Below are 17,996 nucleotides of genomic sequence, written 5' to 3'. Positions count from 1 at the left end.
ATCTTCCCGATACTTGTACAGCATCAAAGTATCAACAATCAATTCAGGGAAGAACCTGAGCTCCTTTAATATACTTGGAGGGTTATACCGGGTCCTTGTCAAAAATCAGCATTTCCTGGTAATGGCCGGGCTGGGAGCAGGATACCATAAAGATATCATTACCCTTAACGGCGGTCTTCCCCCTGAATACCGGCAGTTGGCCAACCTATACAACAAAGAATTATCCCTTCACAGGAACGGGCTTTTTTTAGAACCTTCTCTTCGTGGCTTCTGGTATCCGGTCAGCTTTCATCGATTGCAACTGGGGCTTTTTGCCGGTCTTGGCCTGGATATGGATTTTAATTCCAGATGGAGGCTTGGCTATTATGACAGTAGTCATGGGAGTTACAGACACTTTTCGAAGATAAACAAGCCTTCCGATCAGCAAAGGGTCAGCGAATATGGACTGGCCTATAACGCAGGACTGAGCATACATCTCCATTTACAATAAACATTTTTTTATCCTCCCTGGCAGATAAGACAATACAAGGCTGCGGGACAATTCCGTACAGGAAAAAACGTTACTCAAGGACAATCATTCATTCCATACACTTCAGTCTTTTCCGCTGCCAGCAATAGGTTCCAGGCCAGTCTCAGAAAGGGAATAAAGTTCCATCAGGGAGAAAAAGCATAAAAAACAGAATTATATATAGCCTTGACAAACAACCGCTTTACTCATTGGTATCAATTTAGCTCTGTATTATACCGAGACGAACCCTTATTTGATCTGTTACTCTCAATCTGTACTTATGAATTATATATACTCTAAAGGACGCACAAGATTCCTTTTATTCTTTGCTGGTTTAGCTGGTATTTTCTTTCAGGTTGATACGGCTAACGCACAAAGTTGCCCGGCTTACGGCACAACTCAAATCGGATCCTTCCCCAATACTTATTTTCCAACAGCTCAAAACACCTTGAATAGCGGCAGCACTTCCATATCCATTGGTAAAGCTACCAATGGCACGGATGCGATCAGCAGCGGTGATATTCTTTTGGTGATCCAAATGCAGGGAGCAGAGATCGATTCAACAAATACAGTTAATTATGGCGGACAGGGCCCTTATGGCAGCGGTTATCTGAACAACAGTAATATGATGGCGGGAAATATGGAATTCGTGGTGGCGTCGAATGCTGTTCCTGTTACAGGAGGTACTTTAAACCTGGTCAAGCCATTAATAAATAGTTATAAAAACGCTCCTTCCGGCAAATACGGTCAATATACTTTTCAGATTATCCGGGTTCCCTTATATAATAGTGTCAAGTTAACCTCATCGATAACGGCCCCGGCATGGAATCTGAACTCAGGAGGCGTTTACACCGGAGGCGTACTGGTTCTTTATTCTACAGATACTATCGATTTTAATTCAAAGACTATCTCCGTTGCCGGTATGGGTTTCAGAGGCGGAGGAGGAAGAAAGTTAGGTGGAGATGGCTCTTCCACGTCACTTTTATCATCCGATTATCTTTCTAAGTCCGGTTTAAATGCAAATGGGTCCAAAGGAGAAGGAATTTCCGGAACTCCGAATTATGTGAATAAGAACAATGTACTATATGCCACTGGTGTAGAGGGATACCCTGGAGGCAGTTTTGCACAGGGAGCTCCGGGCAATGCAGGAGGGGGCGGTTCAGATGGAAACCCTTCCTCAAACGATCAGAATACCGGTGGAGGTGGGGGTGGAAATGGTGGACCGGGAGGAAATGGGGGGAATGCATGGAGTAGTTCAAAAACCACCGGCGGGCGACCCGGTGCAATTTTTGCCCAAGGTTCTGTATCCAGGATGATAATGGGCGGCGGCGGCGGCGCGGGAACAACCAATGATGGAACAGGAACGCCCAACAGTGGTGTCGCCAGCAGCGGCGCGGCAGGCGGTGGAATTGTGATTATTTTTGCCAAAAATGCCAAAGGCATAGGTACTATAAATGCAAACGGGGCTGATGGAAATACCACTATAAGCAATGATGGTGCTGGAGGAGGTGGGGCAGGTGGAAGTGTAATGGTTTTCTTTAGCAGTAGTGGCCTAACCAATATAACGATAACGGCCAAAGGAGGTAATGGAGGCATTAATTATTCTGGTGTAACCAGCGGCGGTAGTCCACATGGTCCCGGAGGTGGAGGAGGTGGAGGTGTTATTTATTCCAATACGACGTTGAATGCAGCCAGCACAGTTTCGGGAGGTGTTGCCGGTACAACTTTCGGTAGTTCTCCCAATTATGGAGCGATTAGCGGTTCCGCTGGCACATTAAATCAAAATATTTCACAACCTCCTGCTACTGCTTTTCCTGTTGTTTGTTCTATCCTTTCCCTGAATTTTCTGGGTATTACTGCCGGTTTACAGAATGACGCAGTAACCATTAATTGGGAGGTCAGCCAGGAAGTCGAGGTATCTAAATATGTGGTGGAAAGAAGCCAGGACGGGCAAAATTATGCTGCTATTGGTAGTACGCCTTATCGGGTGAGTGCGGAAGCCGTCAATCACTACCAATACGATGATAATTCCGGACCGGTAAGCAGTGTGGCTTATTATCGCATCAAAGAAATCGATTTTTCCGGCTCCTTTATGTATAGTAAAGTCGTTGCAGTAAGAGTTAGTGGCTCACCGGCCAGCAAATTATCCGTCTTCCCCAACCCAACCAAAGGTGCAGCCACAGTCAGTTTTACATCCGCTGTGCAGGCCAATATCAGCCTCCGTCTCTTCAGCCTGAACGGAAGCCAGGTCGGTCAGCAACAGTACCATGCTAACATCGGTGAGAATTTCGTACCGTTGGAAATCGTCAGGAATTTGCCTACTGGTGTTTATATACTGCAATGGTTTGATGGAATTAAACCGGAACAGGTGAAATTATTTGTAAATCGTTAAATTATAAAGGCTCTGCGTTTTTCACCGAAGCGAACGTTAACGTTCGCTTCGGTGTTTTTAGGATACCCCCGCATTCTGCCAATAAAAAAACCTCCATAAAAATGGAGGCTCTTACTATTAAAACCATAACCATTGAACCTTCTATATTTTTATTTGAATGCGTGTTTTTTTCCTCTGTATGAATACCAATTAGATGCCATTCCTTAAGTACTTAATACTCAAGGGCCAATGCCAATTCCCGAATTTGGTTTATTCCGGTTTTGGGACCGCCTTTGGTTTTTTGGGAATTTTTATCCGTGGAAAACGGTCTGTATTCTCTAAAGATTATCCTTTCCTGCCGGCCAGTTCACTGATCAATTCGGCGATCAGCGAAGTCCAGCCTGTCTGGTGGCTAGCTCCCAGCCCATGCGAGGTATCTCCATGAAAGTATTCGTAAAATAATAAGAGATTTTGATTGCCTGGCTGCTGATAAAACCAGTTGTATTTACCATGTAAAGGACGTTTGCCTTCTTTATCCTTTTCAAAAATGCTGATCACCCTTCTGGTCAGTTCATCGGCGACCTGTTCCAGATCCAGCTGTTTGCCGCTGCCCGCAGGATATTCCACCAGCAGATTTTGCCCATAAAATTTTCCATATTGGCGGATAGACTGTATAATAAGATAATTTATAGGTATCCATACCGGGCCTCTCCAATTGGAATTACCACCAAAAAAATCGGAGGTGGAATCTCCCGGATCGTATTTAATCGTATAATCGATCCCTCTTATATTGATCGTGTACGGATGTTCTTCGTGATATTTTGACAAGGCCCGGATCCCGCCTCCGGAAAGGAACTCCGCTTCGTTCAACAAACGTTCCAATAAATTCACCACTCTTTTTTGCGGGACAAGCGACAGCAGGATCTGCTCCCCGTCGCTATGTTCTTCGTTTGGCCAATACCGTTTATTTTTCAGACGATAGTTTTCAAACCAGCTGATGCGTTTTTTAAAATCCCCCAGCTTGTGCAGCGTCTTTCTTTCAATGATGGAAACCGCAAACAGGGTTGTCAGTCCGACAATGGACTGAATCCTCAGGTGGATGGGAGAGCCCGCAATGGAGAGGGTATCGTAAAAGAACTTATCTTCCTCATTCCACATGCCTTGTTCATTAAGCGCTTCTGCGATCAGTACGAAATGCTCAAAAAACTTGGTGGCAGTATCCTCAAAAGATTCATCCTTCATGGAGATCTCCAGTGCCATATCCATCATGTTCAGTGCATACATGCCCATCCAGCTTGTTCCGTCCGCCTGTTCGAGCTGCATATCATTGGACAACTGATGACTCCGGTTAAAAACTCCTATATTATCCAGCCCAAGGAAGCCCCCTTCGAACATATTATTTCCGTTCGCGTCCTTACGATTGGTCCACCAGGTGAAATTGATCAGTAATTTCTGAAAGATCCTTTTAAGAAAGGCAATGTCGCCTTTACCTCCATTGCGTTCCTTTTCGATTCGGTAAACCTGCAATGCTGCCCAGGCCTGTACGGGGGGATTCACATCGCTGAAATTCCATTCATATGCAGGTATCTGACCGTCCGGTTTCATATACCATTCCCGCATAATAAGCAGCAACTGGTGTTTGGCAAAGACCGGGTCTACCAGGGCCATGGATATACTTTGGAAAGCAAGGTCCCAAGCCGCATACCAGGGATATTCCCATTTATCCGGCATGGCTATGATATCCTGATTTTTCAAATGTTTCCAGTCATGATTGCGGCCGGTGAGTCTTTCGGTACTGGCTGGGGTGATCTCATTGCCCGAAGTCAACCATCTTTCTACGTCGAAATGATAATATTGTTTACTCCACAAAAGTCCCGCGAGAGCCTGTCGCTGGACGGCCGCCATCTCCGGTGTGCTTGATGCAGGAAGGATAGATTTGTAAAAGGCATCCGCCTCTTCCTTGCGGTTGGAAAAGAGTCCTGCGGTTCCGCCGGAAAATGGATTTTCCATTATCTTATTACTAAGCCGCAGATAAATGGATTTTGTCTCGCCCGCCGCTAAATGGTAATGATAGACCGGGGCAAACTTGGTTCCTGATTTTTTTTGCCGCAATGCCTCCTGATTTTTATTATGAATGATGGCATCGTGGAACGCATCTTTTACAAAAGGCGTTTTATTGGGAACTCCGGAGACCTTCTCTGTATTGGTTTCATTTTCTGTGAAAAGGCAATACTGTGGCTGCTGAAAATATAAATAATAAGATCCGAGACGGCTATGGCTGGCTTTTACCGAGGTTTTGTCCCGGCTGGTGATCACCGGTTTTTTTTCCAGGACATCGGGATTTCCATCGTTATTCCACCGGTTATAGAACCATAAAGTCGGCAAAACCGTAATTTCTGCCGGTTGGGAATGTACATTGTGGATATTGATCCGGATAAAAATATCCTTTGAATGCTGTTTGGCGTAAGTAATATTGACGTCGAAGTATTCCTGGTTATCAAAAACCCCCGTATCGAGGATCTCATACTCTGGTTCTTCTTTGGATCGTTTGCGGTTTTCCTCCAGCAGGGCTTTATAGGGGAATTCCTGTTGTGGATATTTATACAGGTAATCCATATAATAATGGGTCGGTATATTATCCAGATAATAATAGAGTTCCTTTACATCTTCCCCATGATTCCCCTCTTTATTCCCCAGACCGAAAAGCCGTTCCTTTAAAATAGGATCTTTGCCATTCCACAAGGCAACGGCAAAGCAAAGATTCTGGAAAAAATCGGAAATACCCGCCAGCCCGTCCTCGCCCCACTTATATGCCCGGGAATGGGCATGGTCATAAGGAAAATAATGCCAGGCATCGCCGTGTGCGCTATAATCTTCTCTTACTGTCCCCCATTGCCGTTCGCTCAAATATGGTCCCCACTGTTCTAAGGGTATCTTTTTAGCAGCATTTACTGCCAGTCGTTGATGTTCCGCCGTCATGTTAGTCTTGTTAAAATCTGTTACTGGCAAACAATCGCTGGTAAGTTGCTAAGTTACGGGGTCTACATTAAATGTTTACCCGCATATCCTCATTCTGCGGACTTTATACGGAAATAAACTAAAAAAAACAAGTTGTGCGTCCTTTACTTTATTTTTGCACATTATTTTAACCAACATAACCGGTCATTCCGCATTTTGCAGCCGGTTTCATAACTTTTTCTATTTTGACTTTTAAAGAATTTGGCCTTAATGAAAGCCTGCTGGAAGGAATCGATGCCTCTGGTTACGAAAATGCCACCCCCGTTCAGGAACAGGTAATTCCCATCATACTGTCTGGCAGGGATATTATTGCTTCTGCACAGACCGGAACGGGTAAAACCGCGGCATTCCTGCTTCCCATCATTCATAAGCTGTTAGCTTCGCGGATCGATGACCAGGTCAACGCATTGGTCATTGTGCCGACGAGAGAACTGGCTGTACAGATCGCCCAGAACCTGGAAGCCCTTTCCTATTTTACCCCGATCAGTTCCATTGCGGTATATGGGGGCGGGGATGGCAGCAGTTTTTCGAATGAAAAACAGGCTCTTTCCAAAGGAGCGGATATTGTCATTTGTACGCCCGGAAGGATGATCGCACACCTGAATATGGGTTACGTACAGTTAAAGGGTTTGCAATACCTGGTGCTGGACGAAGCCGATCGGATGCTGGATATGGGTTTTTATGATGATATCATGAAAATAATCTCTTTCCTGCCAGGCAAACGGCAAAACCTGCTCTTTTCTGCAACGATGCCGGTAAAAATCCGGGATCTGGCCAGAAAGATCCTTCACGATCCGGCTGAAATCAATATTGCCATATCCAAACCGCCGGCGAAGATCATTCAACAGGCCTTTGTAGTATACGATACCCAAAAGATCCCCCTGATCAAATATTTGCTCAAATCCCTGGATTTTAAGAGCATCCTGATCTTTTGTTCGAAAAAACACACCGTCAAACAATTGACGATGGATCTGAAAAGAGCGCATTTATCCGTAAAGGAAATTCATTCGGACCTGGATCAGCAGGGAAGAGAAGACGTTCTTCTCGAATTTAAAAGCAGAAGGCTGCCAATATTGATTGCTACGGATATACTTTCGCGGGGTATCGATATTGACAATATCGATCTGGTGATCAATTATGACGTCCCTAATGACGGAGAGGACTATATTCACCGTATCGGTCGTACAGCGCGGGCAGAGACAGACGGAATGGCCTACACGTTTATCAGTGAAAAAGAGCAGAATAAATTCAGGAGCATCGAAGAACTGCTGGGCAGTCCGGTAACTAAAATTCCTGTTCCCGAACAATTCGGACCTTCTCCGGAATATAATCCAAGGAGCCCCCGCAAACATGGTGGCGGTGGCGGCGGTGGTCATCACAGTAGTGGTGGTGGAAGAGGCGGGGGAGGGAATGGAGGCGGAAGCAGCAGTGGAGGCGGAGGCCGGCGATACAGTCATCCGGGGAAAAAACGAAATTGATCATTTCTTCCTTTGTTAAAAAAACCCGGTTAAAAAAATGTCCAGCCCCATCCCATCAGCAAACAGATCAATACGATCATAGGGGAGGGAAGTTTGGAATAGTTCAGGAGGGACCATGTCCCTGCTATTACTCCTATATTCAGTAGTACAATCTGCCAGTTAACCAGGGAAAGGTCTTTCATCATATAGAGGGCAGCAGCAATCATTATTCCTACTACCACCGAATTAATCCCTTCCAGGGCCCGGTAAACGATCGCATATTTCTTTAAATTATGCCATATAGGGAAAAAGAATAATACCAACAAAGCACTGGGAAGGAACACACCCGTTGTAGCAATAAAGCAGCCAAGGATCTGCATGGCAGATCCTCTGTCTTTCAAGGCTATTCCTCCCATAAAAGACGCCACGGAAAAAACCGGTCCTGGTATGGCGCGGACCATCCCTGCACCTGCGTAAAAATCTTCCTTGCTTATCCGGATGATATTGGGATTCCGCTGGATCAGTCTTTGTGATTCAGGCCGGGCTACAAACTGTTCATACATCATCGGGATCAACACCTGGCCGCCTCCAAAGACCAGGCTACCGAAACGATAGGTGTTTTCAAAAAGATTCAGCGCAGGCCGGCTTCGCCAGTTGTTTTTATGAGCCAATTCACTGCCCGCTCCTGCCAGAAGAAAAATGATCGCGAACAGCCAGATATTACCCCAACGGATTTCTTTAGGTAACAATTCTTTTTGAGGGATACGCCGGTTACTAAGGTTCGTAACAAAGCCCCCGAGCACTATTAGGATGGGAAATATCCAGGGTGTTTTAAAAAGGATAAACGTCGCGATCGCACTTACTGCCAGGATTACCCGCGTGATCGTATTGTGAATAGAGATTTTAAATGCTTTTTGTGCCGCATAAGCAAGAAACCCTACGGTCATAGGACCGATAAAACGAAAAAGCTCGGAAGTCTTCAGCGTCCGTTCGTTGATATATCCAATAAAAAACGAAAATGCTCCCATCAAAATACAGGCTGGTAAGGTCCAGATCACCAGCGTTAGCATGGCCAGCACCACACCACCTCTTTTATACCCGATCAGCGTCAGGGTTTGGGTGGAAGATGCTCCGGGGAGCAACTGGCAGAACGCATTATAGTCCATTAGCTCTTCTTCAGTGACGTCCTTCCTTTTCTTGACGAAGGTCTTCATCATCATCCCTAAATGACCCTGGGGTCCGCCAAAAGCAGAAATACTGTGCAGGAACACTGCCTTTAAAAATGGAATATGACGGAGCAGAATGGTCAACTTGGAAAAAAACTACAATTTATCGATTGTTGAAAACATGAACAAAAGGAATCGATCAACACAATATATTATCGGCCAATGATTTTGTATATTGAATAAACTATCCCTCACATGAGAAAAACAATATTTTTCCTGATCTGCTTTTTTGTTACCGTATTGGAAACCTCCGGTCAAAAAAATTCTCTTCGTTCGCTCGTAGATGCCGCGGCTGATAAGATAGAGCCTAAAACAATTGCCTGGAGAAGGGATTTTCACCAGAACCCGGAATTAGGCAACCATGAATTCAGGACGGCGAAGATCATTGCCGATCACCTCCGGTCATTAGGTTTGGAGGTAAAGGAAGGCGTGGGTAAAACAGGGGTTGTCGGTATATTAAAAGGATCCAGGCCCGGTCCTGTTATTGCTTTACGGGCAGACATGGATGGTCTTCCGGTGGTGGAAAGAACACCGGTTCCTTTCGCCTCTCATATAAAGACAACGTATAACGGTCAGGAAGTAGGGGCTATGCATGCCTGCGGACATGATTCACATATGGCCATTCTAATGAGTGTTGCAGAAGTATTAGCAGGTTTCAAAAAGGATTTGAAGGGTACGGTAAAGTTTATTTTTCAGCCGGCCGAGGAAGGTCCTCCTGCAGGTGAAGAAGGGGGAGCTGCCTTAATGATAAAAGAGGGCGTTTTAGAAAACCCCCATGTTGATGTTGTGTTCGGATTACACATTAATTCTTCAACAGAATCGGGTAAAATAAAATACCGGAGTGCAGGCGCAATGGCTGCTTCGGATTGGTTCACCATAAAAGTAAAAGGGAAAGGCTCACATGGCTCCCAGCCCTGGGCTGGTATCGATCCCGTCGTTGTTTCCGCCCAGATCATTCAAGGGCTGCAAACCATCATCAGCCGTCAAACCGAATTGACCAGGGATGCAGCAGTTATTTCTGTTTGCGTAATCAATGGGGGAGTTCGGCCCAATATAATCCCGGAGGAAGTTGACATGCAGGGAACCATTCGAACACTTGATACAGCCATGCAACGCGATATTCACGAAAGAGTTCGTAGAACTGCCGCAAAAATTGCAGAGAGCGCCGGAGCAACGGCCGAAGTAATCATTGATAAAAAAACCTCGATTACCTATAACGATCCCGGCCTGGTAAAAAAGATGTTGCCTTCTCTTCAAAAAACAGCCGGTGGAACAAATGTACTGTGGATGGATGCCATGACAGGATCTGAAGATTTTTCCTTTTTTGGCGAAAAAGTTCCCTCCTTCTTTTTTTTCCTGGGGGGAATGAAACCCGGTCAGGATCCTGCAACGGCATTTCCACACCATACACCTGATTTTTATATAGACGAATCCGGGTTTTCTCTGGGAGTAAAGGCTTTTTGTAATCTGGTTTTTGATTATTCAGATTCAAAATAGCCTAATTTTAATTCATGGATATTGAAAGTCTCCGTCATTATTGTTTGGCTAAAAAAGAGGTTTCTGAAGGGTTTCCCTTTGGAGAGACTACCCTCGTGTTTAAAGTAAAAGGAAAGATCTTTTTTTTAGCCGGATTAGATAATCCTGTTTTGCAATTCAATGTTAAGTGCGATCCCGAAAAGGCAATAGAATGGAGGGAACAATTTGCTTCGGTTATACCCGGCTATCACATGAATAAAAAATGGTGGAATACGGTGATCGTAGATGGAAGTATCTCTTCAAAGATTTTAAAGGAAATGATCGATGATTCCTACCGTCTGGTTGTAGCATCCCTTCCAAAGAAAATGCAGGAAGGATTATAGTCACAATCATTTATAATAACCGTTTCTTTCAATTTCTTCCCGAACTGCATCCGGTACCAGGTACCGGATAGCCTTTCCTTCCTTAACATTTTTGCGGATATGTGTAGCCGAAATTGGGAATAGGGGAGCTTTGAGGAATATAATTTTTTTTGCCTCTTTATAATCAGGTAAGTCCTCGTGTTCCGGCCGTCTGTAAATGTATAGCGTATAGTTATTAAGGATATGCTTGTAATTCTTCCATTTAGACAGGTTTTGAAAACTATCGCTTCCCATAATAATCGAGAAAGTAAAGAGGGGATATTTCTCCTTTAAATACGCCAGGGTATCGGCAGTATAAGATGGCTTGGGCAATTTAAATTCTATATCAGAAGCCTTCATCTTATTTTCGCCTTCGATGGCTGCGTTAACCAGAAAAAGCCGGTGATATTCATTCAACAGGGTGCCGGATGGTTTTAAAGGATTTTGTGGAGAAACGACGAACCAAACCTGGTCAAGATCTGTATTTTCAAGTATAAAAGAGGCAATTAGTAAGTGACCGTGATGAATAGGATTAAATGAACCAAAGTACAGGCCTATTTGCATATAGTTTACCCTCTATTTATCCTCCATGTAAATATTATCAGCTTCATCAAGTCTGAGACTGAGGTTATAGCCAGCAACTGATATAGATATTGGGTCACCTAAGGGAGCTATTTGCTCCACTTTTACCAGTTCACCAGGTACACAACCCATTTCCATGAGTTTAAGGAATAAATCATTCTTTTCAAACGAATGAATTCTTGCTATCGTTCCGGGTTCTAATTCTGATAATCTCTTCATCTTGTTATAAATTTGCTTCTTAAAAGGCCCCTAAAGCAGGGCTTTCCCCGGGCTGTTTTTCTTATTTACTAGCATAGGCAAACCTTATTTTGCCTGGGAACAAAATTAGTCTTTGTATTTTCAAATAGGCTTACGATTTTCGGAAATGCCTACATCTTTAACATTATCAATGGTTCATCTTCATTTTTTACATAAGCGTTTCACCCTTTCAAATCGCAGTACCTTAAAGGCTTTTATTCCTATTCTTTTTAAAAAGGAAAAAAACAGGGTCTCAGAAATTAGCTATGTTTTTTGTTCGGATGAGTACCTATTGGAAATAAACAAGCAACATCTGCAGCACGATTTCTATACAGATATCATAACATTTGGTTTATCAACTCCAGGTCAACCAGTAACTGCTGAAATATATATAAGTATAGATCGGGTAAAAGATAATGCCATTCAATTCAACGTCTCTTTCAAACAGGAATTACACAGGGTTATTTTTCACGGAGCTCTTCATTTGTGTGGATACAAAGACAAAAAGAAGGAGGAGCAGGCCATCATGCGCAAGATGGAGGATAAATACCTGGGGCTATACTTTTCTTCTTTAAATAGCTAGTGCTTTTTTATTACGCTAATACTACTTTAATTACCTCCTCTCAAATCATAAGATTGTTTCCACGTGGAACCTTTTCACGTTAATACTATAAACAGAAACTCTTCGTTCCACGTGGAACAAAGAAAACTAGGGTTCCTTGCATTCCACAGAGAAACAGGACAAAATATAAGTTCTAAGTTGAATCATCTACGGTAATTTTGCAAGCAATATGTTTCCACAATACGATATAATAGTAGTAGGGGCTGGGCACGCTGGATGCGAAGCCGCAGCTTCAGCAGCCAATTTAGGTTCAAAGGTTCTTCTCATAACCATGAATATGCAGACAATTGCCCAAATGTCTTGCAATCCGGCCATGGGAGGTATAGCAAAAGGTCAAATAGTTCGCGAAATAGATGCAATGGGGGGTTATTCAGGAATTGTAACAGATCAAAGTATGATCCAGTTTCGAATGTTAAACAAGTCAAAAGGCCCTGCAATGTGGAGTCCAAGGGCTCAAAGTGATAGGATGTTATTTGCAGCTACCTGGAGAGAGATGCTGGAGAAAACTTCCAATGTAGATTTTTACCAGGATATGGTAAGCTCCCTTCTCATAAATGACAATAAAGTATGCGGCGTAATAACAGGCTTGGGCCATACCATACGATCAAAAGCAGTAGTTGTAACCAGCGGTACCTTTTTAAATGGAGTAATTCATATAGGCGAGAAAAGGTTCGGTGGTGGGAGAGTAGCTGAAAAAGCAGCCACAGGAATCACAGAACAATTAGTATCCCTCGGTCTTGAAAGTGATCGTTTAAAGACAGGTACCCCTCCAAGAATTGACGGAAGAAGCCTGGATTATTCAAAAATGGAAGAACAAAAAGGAGATGATGAAATCGTAGGGTTCTCCTACCTTGATCTGCCAAAACCAAAAAAGCAAAGAAGCTGCTGGATAACCTACACAAACCAAACAGTACATGATATTTTAAAAACAGGGTTCGATAGAAGTCCAATGTATACCGGCCGAATAGAAGGAGTAGGTCCCCGTTATTGTCCAAGCATAGAAGATAAAATAAATCGTTTTGCCGAACGGGATCGTCATCAGCTATTCATTGAACCTGAAGGATGGAACACCGTAGAAATTTATGTAAATGGATTCTCTACCTCCTTACCGGAGGAAGTTCAGTATAAAGCACTTCAACAGGTTCCTGGATTTGAAAACGTCAGGATATTCCGTCCGGGATATGCAATAGAGTATGATTACTTTCCACCAACCCAACTCAACCATTCTCTGGAAACAAAGCTCTTGGGAAACCTGTTCTTCGCAGGACAAATAAATGGAACAACAGGATATGAAGAAGCGGCCTGCCAAGGGTTAATGGCGGGCATAAATGCACACCAAAAAATAACTAACCAGGAACCATTAATCTTAAAAAGAAGCGAAGCATATATAGGCGTATTAATCGATGATCTGATCAGCAAGGGTACGGAAGAACCTTATAGAATGTTTACTTCAAGAGCAGAATTCCGCACCCTTCTCCGCCAGGATAATGCTGATCTGAGGTTGACTGAATTAAGTTATCGCTTAGGTCTTGCTTCTCAGGAAAGAATGAACAAGGTACAGACTAAAAAAACGGCCGTAGAAAAATTAAAAAATACATTAAAGGAATTCTCACTTGAACCAGCAGAATCCGAAGAATATCTTCTGGAAAAAAAAACCGCGCCATTAACACAAAAACAAAAAGCAGCTCAGGTATTACTTCGTCCGAACCTGGATCTTCCATCAATGATCAAAGGGGTATCCCGCTTAAAAGAATCCTTGCTGGAATTTAACCTCGAAACAATTGAACAGGCAGAGATCCAATTAAAATACGCCGTATACATTGAAAAAGAAAAAGACCTGGTTTTAAAAATGTCACAATTAGAAGATCTCCTGATTCCCGATAATTTCAATTATGAAAAAATAACCTCACTTTCAAACGAAGCCCTGCAAAAATTCAGACGCATAAGACCAAGAACACTTGGCCAGGCAAGTCGGATAAGTGGTGTCAATCCAAGTGACGTTCAGATTCTAATGGTTTATATGGGTCGTTAAAATAAAGCCCAATAAAAAAAGGATGATTAAGAAGTCTTTGAGCTAAAACCTTAAACGGCTATAAACCATATCTGGCGCTAATTTCCAGCATGCGTTCAATAGGCTTCTTAGCAGCCACCATAAGTTTTTCATCCATGATTAATTCCGGTTGCTCATACTTCATACATAGATAAATTTTTTCTAATGTATTCAATTTCATATGAGGACAATCGTTACAGGCGCAATTATTTGTGGGGGGCGCCGGAATGAATGTTTTCTCCGGTGAAGCCAATCGCATCTGGTGCAAAATACCGGCCTCTGTAGCCACTATAAATTCCTGGGAGGGGTTGGTCTGGGAAAACTTAAGTAAGGCTGTTGTTGAGCCTATAAAGTCGGCTACACGCAATATGGGCTCTTCACACTCCGGGTGAGCAATCAATTTTGCATTTGGATGCCTGATTTTGAGTTTGGTAATCTTTTCAAGGCTAAAAATCTCATGGACCATACAAGCGCCATTCCACAACACCATATCACGGCCTGTTTTCTTAACAAGATAGGCACCAAGATTCCGGTCCGGCGCAAAAATAATATTTTGTTCCACCGGCAAACTTTCAATGATCTTCTCCGCGTTAGAAGAAGTACAGATGATATCACTCATTGCCTTGATCTCTGCCGAACAATTGATGTAGGAAATAACGAGATGATCAGGATATTTTTCCTTGAACGCCCTGAATAAAGGTGCTGGTGCAGAATCAGCCAACGAGCAGCCAGCTTTCAGATCGGGAAGTAAAACTTTTTTATCAGGGTTAAGAATTTTTGCTGTTTCAGCCATAAAATGAACACCGGCAAAAACAATCAGGTCTGCATTTGTTTTGGCAGCCTCCTGGGCCAGCCCCAGACTGTCTCCGATATAATCGGCCACGTCCTGAATGTCTGCTTCCTGATAGTAGTGGGCCAGTATAACCGCGTTCTTTTCTTTCTTCAAGGCCTCAATCTCGCGAAATAAATCCAGCTCCGGTGAAATATCTATATCAAGAAATCCGTTTTCATTTAATTTCCCCTTAGCGGCCAAAATGTTTATATCTACCATAGTATTTAATAGTATTTATTATTTTATAAAATTAACTATTACTATTAGGATGGTGAATTAGTGGATAAGATATTGTGCAACTGTTTTTTAAAATCAAAAATAGATGGTTATCCACAGTAATCCACAAATACTTAACAATTGAAGAGCCTGCTTGGATCAGTGTTTTTTAAGCTTTTCCACCAATGTGGATGAAAATACTATGCGGAAAACTAATTTTTCAAGTTTGTGTTAATTCACGACGAATAACTGTGAACTTGTACACCAGATACATTACCCCTTACCTCGAAGTAAAAGTTTTATTCTATCTACCCCCAAAATCTGAGCCCCAAAAACATGGGTTATCCACCGAATTTTAAACTTATCCATAGATGGTGTTGATTAGAGTTTCACGGTAGTGTGTTGCCATGTTTCACGGATTTACAACTATTTTTAATATAATGATTTTTTATAATCTATATAGTAAAAAAATAAATTTTCTGTTTTTATTATTCGGCGTCTATTTTACTGAATTATTCCAATTAAGGCCCTGCTCTTTAGAGTTCAAAAAGGGGTATGATCTTTTAAAACCTAGAGCAGAAGCCTATTTCGCTTATTTTCCACAATTTGTTCATAATAATTTTTCCCCCTATTTTTGCCATCCGTCAAAAAACGCATATAATAATATAATACAGCTATGTCAATTATTCAGCAAATAAGAGAAAGAGCAGCCTGGTTAGTCTTTGGTCTGATCGCTTTAAGTTTGGTAGGCTTTCTCTTAATGGATGCCTTTGTAGGAAGAAATAAGATTTTTGGGAACCGTTCTACTGCTGTCGGTACAATAAACGGAGAGAAAATCGAATACAACGATTTTCAGAAACAGGTTGCCATGCAGGAAGAACAATACAAGTCAAGAGGCTACCAGGTAAATGAAGGACTTCAGCAAAATATCCGGGATAATGTATGGAAACAAATGATAGAAGATGCTGTGCTCTCCGAAAATTATACCACTCTTGGGCTTGAAGTAAGCGACAAAGAACTTAATGACATGCTGGTAGGGGCAAATGCGATTCCGGACGTGAAGCAGGCATTCACTGATCCTAAGACGGGTCAGTTCGATGCCCAGGCTGCCGCTGCGCAGATCAATCAGTTAAGAACGGCCTATAAAAGCGGGAAAAGCAAGAATGATAAAAATTATGAAGGCGCCCGCCGGTTTTTTGAAGAATCTGTACCCCAGATCATAAAGATGCGCCAAAGGGAGAAATACACTTCCTTGCTTGCTAATAGTGCATACGTTCCAAAATGGATGATTGAAAAAATTAATGCTGATAATAGCCAGGTTGCCTCGATCTCTTATGTTAATACGCCTTATTTTACCATTGCTGATAGTACTGTAAAAGTAAGCGATGAAGAGATCAATGATTATATCAGCAAGCATAAAGATCAGTTCAAACAGGACCAGAGCCGGAGCATAGCCTATGTTGTATTTGATGCGGCCCCAACTGCCGGCGACAGCGCAAAGATTCGCCAGCAGCTTGTTGATCAGGAAAATGATTTCAGGGCCACAACAAATCCGGAAGCCTTTCTGGCCCGTATTGGAACGGAATTACCCTATTTTGATTCTTATATGGGGAAGTCCAGAATACAGGTTCCCAATAAAGATTCCATTTTTGCTTTACCTAAAGGAGGTCTGTTTGGACCTTACCAGGATGCGGGAAATTATGTAATTGCGAAAAAAGTTGATGAAAAAATTTTACCGGATTCTGCAAGGGCACGCCATATCCTGGTAGCTACCGTCAATCCTCAGACTCAGCAACCGGTCATGGACGATAGCTCCGCTAAAAAGAAAATAGATAGCCTCAAAGGATTAGTAGAAAGAGGAGCAAGTTTCGACAGCATTGCCGCTAAATTTTCCGATGACCAGGGAAGTAAAGAAAAGGGAGGAGATGTAGGCTACTTTACACACGACCGGATGGTAAAGGAATTTGCTGATTTTGCTTTTGATGGTAAGAAGGGAGAAAGAAAAGTGGTAAAGACGCAATTTGGATATCATTATGAAGAAATCCTCGATCAGAAAAATTTCGAGCCCTCGTATAAAGTTGCCTACTTAAGCAAAAAGATAGAAACCAGTCCGGAAACAGATCAGGCCGCTTCCGGAAAAGCAAACCAGTTTGCCGGGGAAAGCCGCAACCAAAAAGCATTCGATCAGAATATCCAAAAAGGGAATCTGCAGAAATTGCTGGCTCCGGACATACAGCCTGCAGAGGTGATGATCCCGGGTCTCGGCGCTAGTCGCCCACTAGTCCGTTGGATCTATGAATCAGACCTCGGAAATGTTTCCGAACCTTTTTCCGTTGGTGACAAATATGTAGTAGCCATGGTAACTGAAATAAATAAGGAAGGAACAATGACACCGGCAAAGGCCAGGGTACAGGTAGAACCAATATTGCGAAATCAAAAGAAAGCGGAACAGATCATTAAGAAATTGGGTAACCTCGCCAGTCTGGAAGTAGCTGCTACTTCCAGTGGTCAGAATATTCAGAAAGCGGATAGCCTGTTGTTCTCTTCACCTTTCATCCCGAATGCTGGCCAGGAAGCAAAGGTAATCGGTTCAGCCTTCAACAAACAACTGGCAGGTAAGCCGGTATCCTCACCCATTCCCGGAAACGGAGGAGTATTTGTAGTAAAGGTTGAAAATGTGAGTGCAAGATCCAATCCTAATGCAGATCTGGAACAACAACGTTTTACCCAGGAGCAGCAGCAGAAATCATTGATCAGCTATCGTCTTGTAGACGCCCTGAAAAAATCGGCTGTAGTGAAGGACGAAAGAGGCAAATTTTTCTAATATAGCAAATTTTTTTATAGCATTTTATGACAAAAGCCCTTCCCGCCCAGGAGGGGCTTTTGCATTTACCCGGAAAAAGACCATTCCCGGCAATTAACTATCTTTGTATTGCTTTATACCCCCTTCGGCAAAATCTCCGGAGAGAAAAGGCTTTATTAATCAATTGCCATTTTGGG

The 17,996-nt window shown here is 42.9% G+C and carries 13 protein-coding genes; 8 read left to right on the top strand and 5 right to left on the bottom strand.

Features of this window, described 5'->3' with window-relative positions:
- On the top strand, window positions 1-490 hold a 490-nt coding region (locus tag ACX0G9_RS26205; protein ID WP_459067936.1), incomplete at its 5' end, for a hypothetical protein.
- 298 nt (window positions 491-788) lie between these two features.
- Complete coding sequence (locus tag ACX0G9_RS26200) at window positions 789-2,900, top strand: T9SS type A sorting domain-containing protein (protein ID WP_459067935.1); 2,112 nt, start codon at window positions 789-791, stop codon at window positions 2,898-2,900.
- A 324-nt stretch (window positions 2,901-3,224) separates the two neighbouring features.
- On the opposite strand, the gene ACX0G9_RS26195 is transcribed toward ACX0G9_RS26200, so the two are convergent.
- Window positions 3,225-5,858 (bottom strand): MGH1-like glycoside hydrolase domain-containing protein, encoded by a 2,634-nt coding sequence (locus ACX0G9_RS26195; protein WP_459067934.1) that lies wholly within the window; start codon window positions 5,856-5,858, stop codon window positions 3,225-3,227.
- Window positions 5,859-6,082: 224 nt separating this feature from the next.
- On the opposite strand from ACX0G9_RS26195, the gene ACX0G9_RS26190 reads away from it, so the two are divergent.
- On the top strand, window positions 6,083-7,375 hold the full coding sequence (locus tag ACX0G9_RS26190; RefSeq protein ID WP_459067933.1) for a DEAD/DEAH box helicase: 1,293 nt from the start codon (window positions 6,083-6,085) through the stop codon (window positions 7,373-7,375).
- A 29-nt stretch (window positions 7,376-7,404) separates the two neighbouring features.
- On the opposite strand, the gene chrA is transcribed toward ACX0G9_RS26190, so the two are convergent.
- Window positions 7,405-8,664, bottom strand: a complete 1,260-nt coding sequence (gene chrA, locus ACX0G9_RS26185; RefSeq protein WP_459067932.1) for a chromate efflux transporter — start codon at window positions 8,662-8,664, stop codon at window positions 7,405-7,407.
- A 111-nt stretch (window positions 8,665-8,775) separates the two neighbouring features.
- Between chrA and ACX0G9_RS26180 the strand changes: the two genes are divergently transcribed.
- Both ACX0G9_RS26180 and ACX0G9_RS26175 read left to right on the top strand, forming a co-directional pair.
- The gene (locus ACX0G9_RS26180; protein ID WP_459067931.1) at window positions 8,776-10,077 is read left to right on the top strand and encodes an amidohydrolase; all 1,302 of its coding nucleotides are present in this window, start codon (window positions 8,776-8,778) and stop codon (window positions 10,075-10,077) included.
- A gap of 14 nt (window positions 10,078-10,091) precedes the next feature.
- Window positions 10,092-10,439, top strand: coding sequence for an MmcQ/YjbR family DNA-binding protein (locus ACX0G9_RS26175; protein ID WP_459067930.1), 348 nt, complete (start codon window positions 10,092-10,094; stop codon window positions 10,437-10,439).
- Window positions 10,440-10,445: 6 nt separating this feature from the next.
- Here the strand turns inward: ACX0G9_RS26175 and nadD are convergent, their stop codons facing one another.
- Both nadD and ACX0G9_RS26165 read right to left on the bottom strand, forming a co-directional pair.
- Window positions 10,446-11,021: a nicotinate (nicotinamide) nucleotide adenylyltransferase gene (gene nadD / locus ACX0G9_RS26170; protein WP_459067929.1), complete on the bottom strand. Its 576-nt coding sequence runs from the start codon at window positions 11,019-11,021 to the stop codon at window positions 10,446-10,448.
- 12 nt (window positions 11,022-11,033) lie between these two features.
- Window positions 11,034-11,258, bottom strand: coding sequence for a FeoA family protein (locus ACX0G9_RS26165; protein WP_459067928.1), 225 nt, complete (start codon window positions 11,256-11,258; stop codon window positions 11,034-11,036).
- A gap of 169 nt (window positions 11,259-11,427) precedes the next feature.
- Between ACX0G9_RS26165 and ybeY the strand changes: the two genes are divergently transcribed.
- Window positions 11,428-11,859, top strand: coding sequence for an rRNA maturation RNase YbeY (ybeY, locus tag ACX0G9_RS26160; RefSeq protein WP_459067927.1), 432 nt, complete (start codon window positions 11,428-11,430; stop codon window positions 11,857-11,859).
- A 208-nt stretch (window positions 11,860-12,067) separates the two neighbouring features.
- On the top strand, window positions 12,068-13,930 hold the full coding sequence (gene mnmG / locus ACX0G9_RS26155; RefSeq protein ID WP_459067926.1) for a tRNA uridine-5-carboxymethylaminomethyl(34) synthesis enzyme MnmG: 1,863 nt from the start codon (window positions 12,068-12,070) through the stop codon (window positions 13,928-13,930).
- A gap of 58 nt (window positions 13,931-13,988) precedes the next feature.
- Here the strand turns inward: mnmG and nadA are convergent, their stop codons facing one another.
- Complete coding sequence (gene nadA / locus ACX0G9_RS26150) at window positions 13,989-14,999, bottom strand: quinolinate synthase NadA (RefSeq protein WP_459067925.1); 1,011 nt, start codon at window positions 14,997-14,999, stop codon at window positions 13,989-13,991.
- A gap of 673 nt (window positions 15,000-15,672) precedes the next feature.
- Between nadA and ACX0G9_RS26145 the strand changes: the two genes are divergently transcribed.
- The gene (locus tag ACX0G9_RS26145; RefSeq protein WP_459067924.1) at window positions 15,673-17,820 is read left to right on the top strand and encodes a peptidylprolyl isomerase; all 2,148 of its coding nucleotides are present in this window, start codon (window positions 15,673-15,675) and stop codon (window positions 17,818-17,820) included.
- Window positions 17,821-17,996 lie beyond the last annotated feature (176 nt).

Source organism: Flavitalea flava, assembly GCF_054461575.1.
Note: the sequence above shows the minus strand (reverse complement) of the source record. Positions and strands in the feature narration are given on the sequence as shown.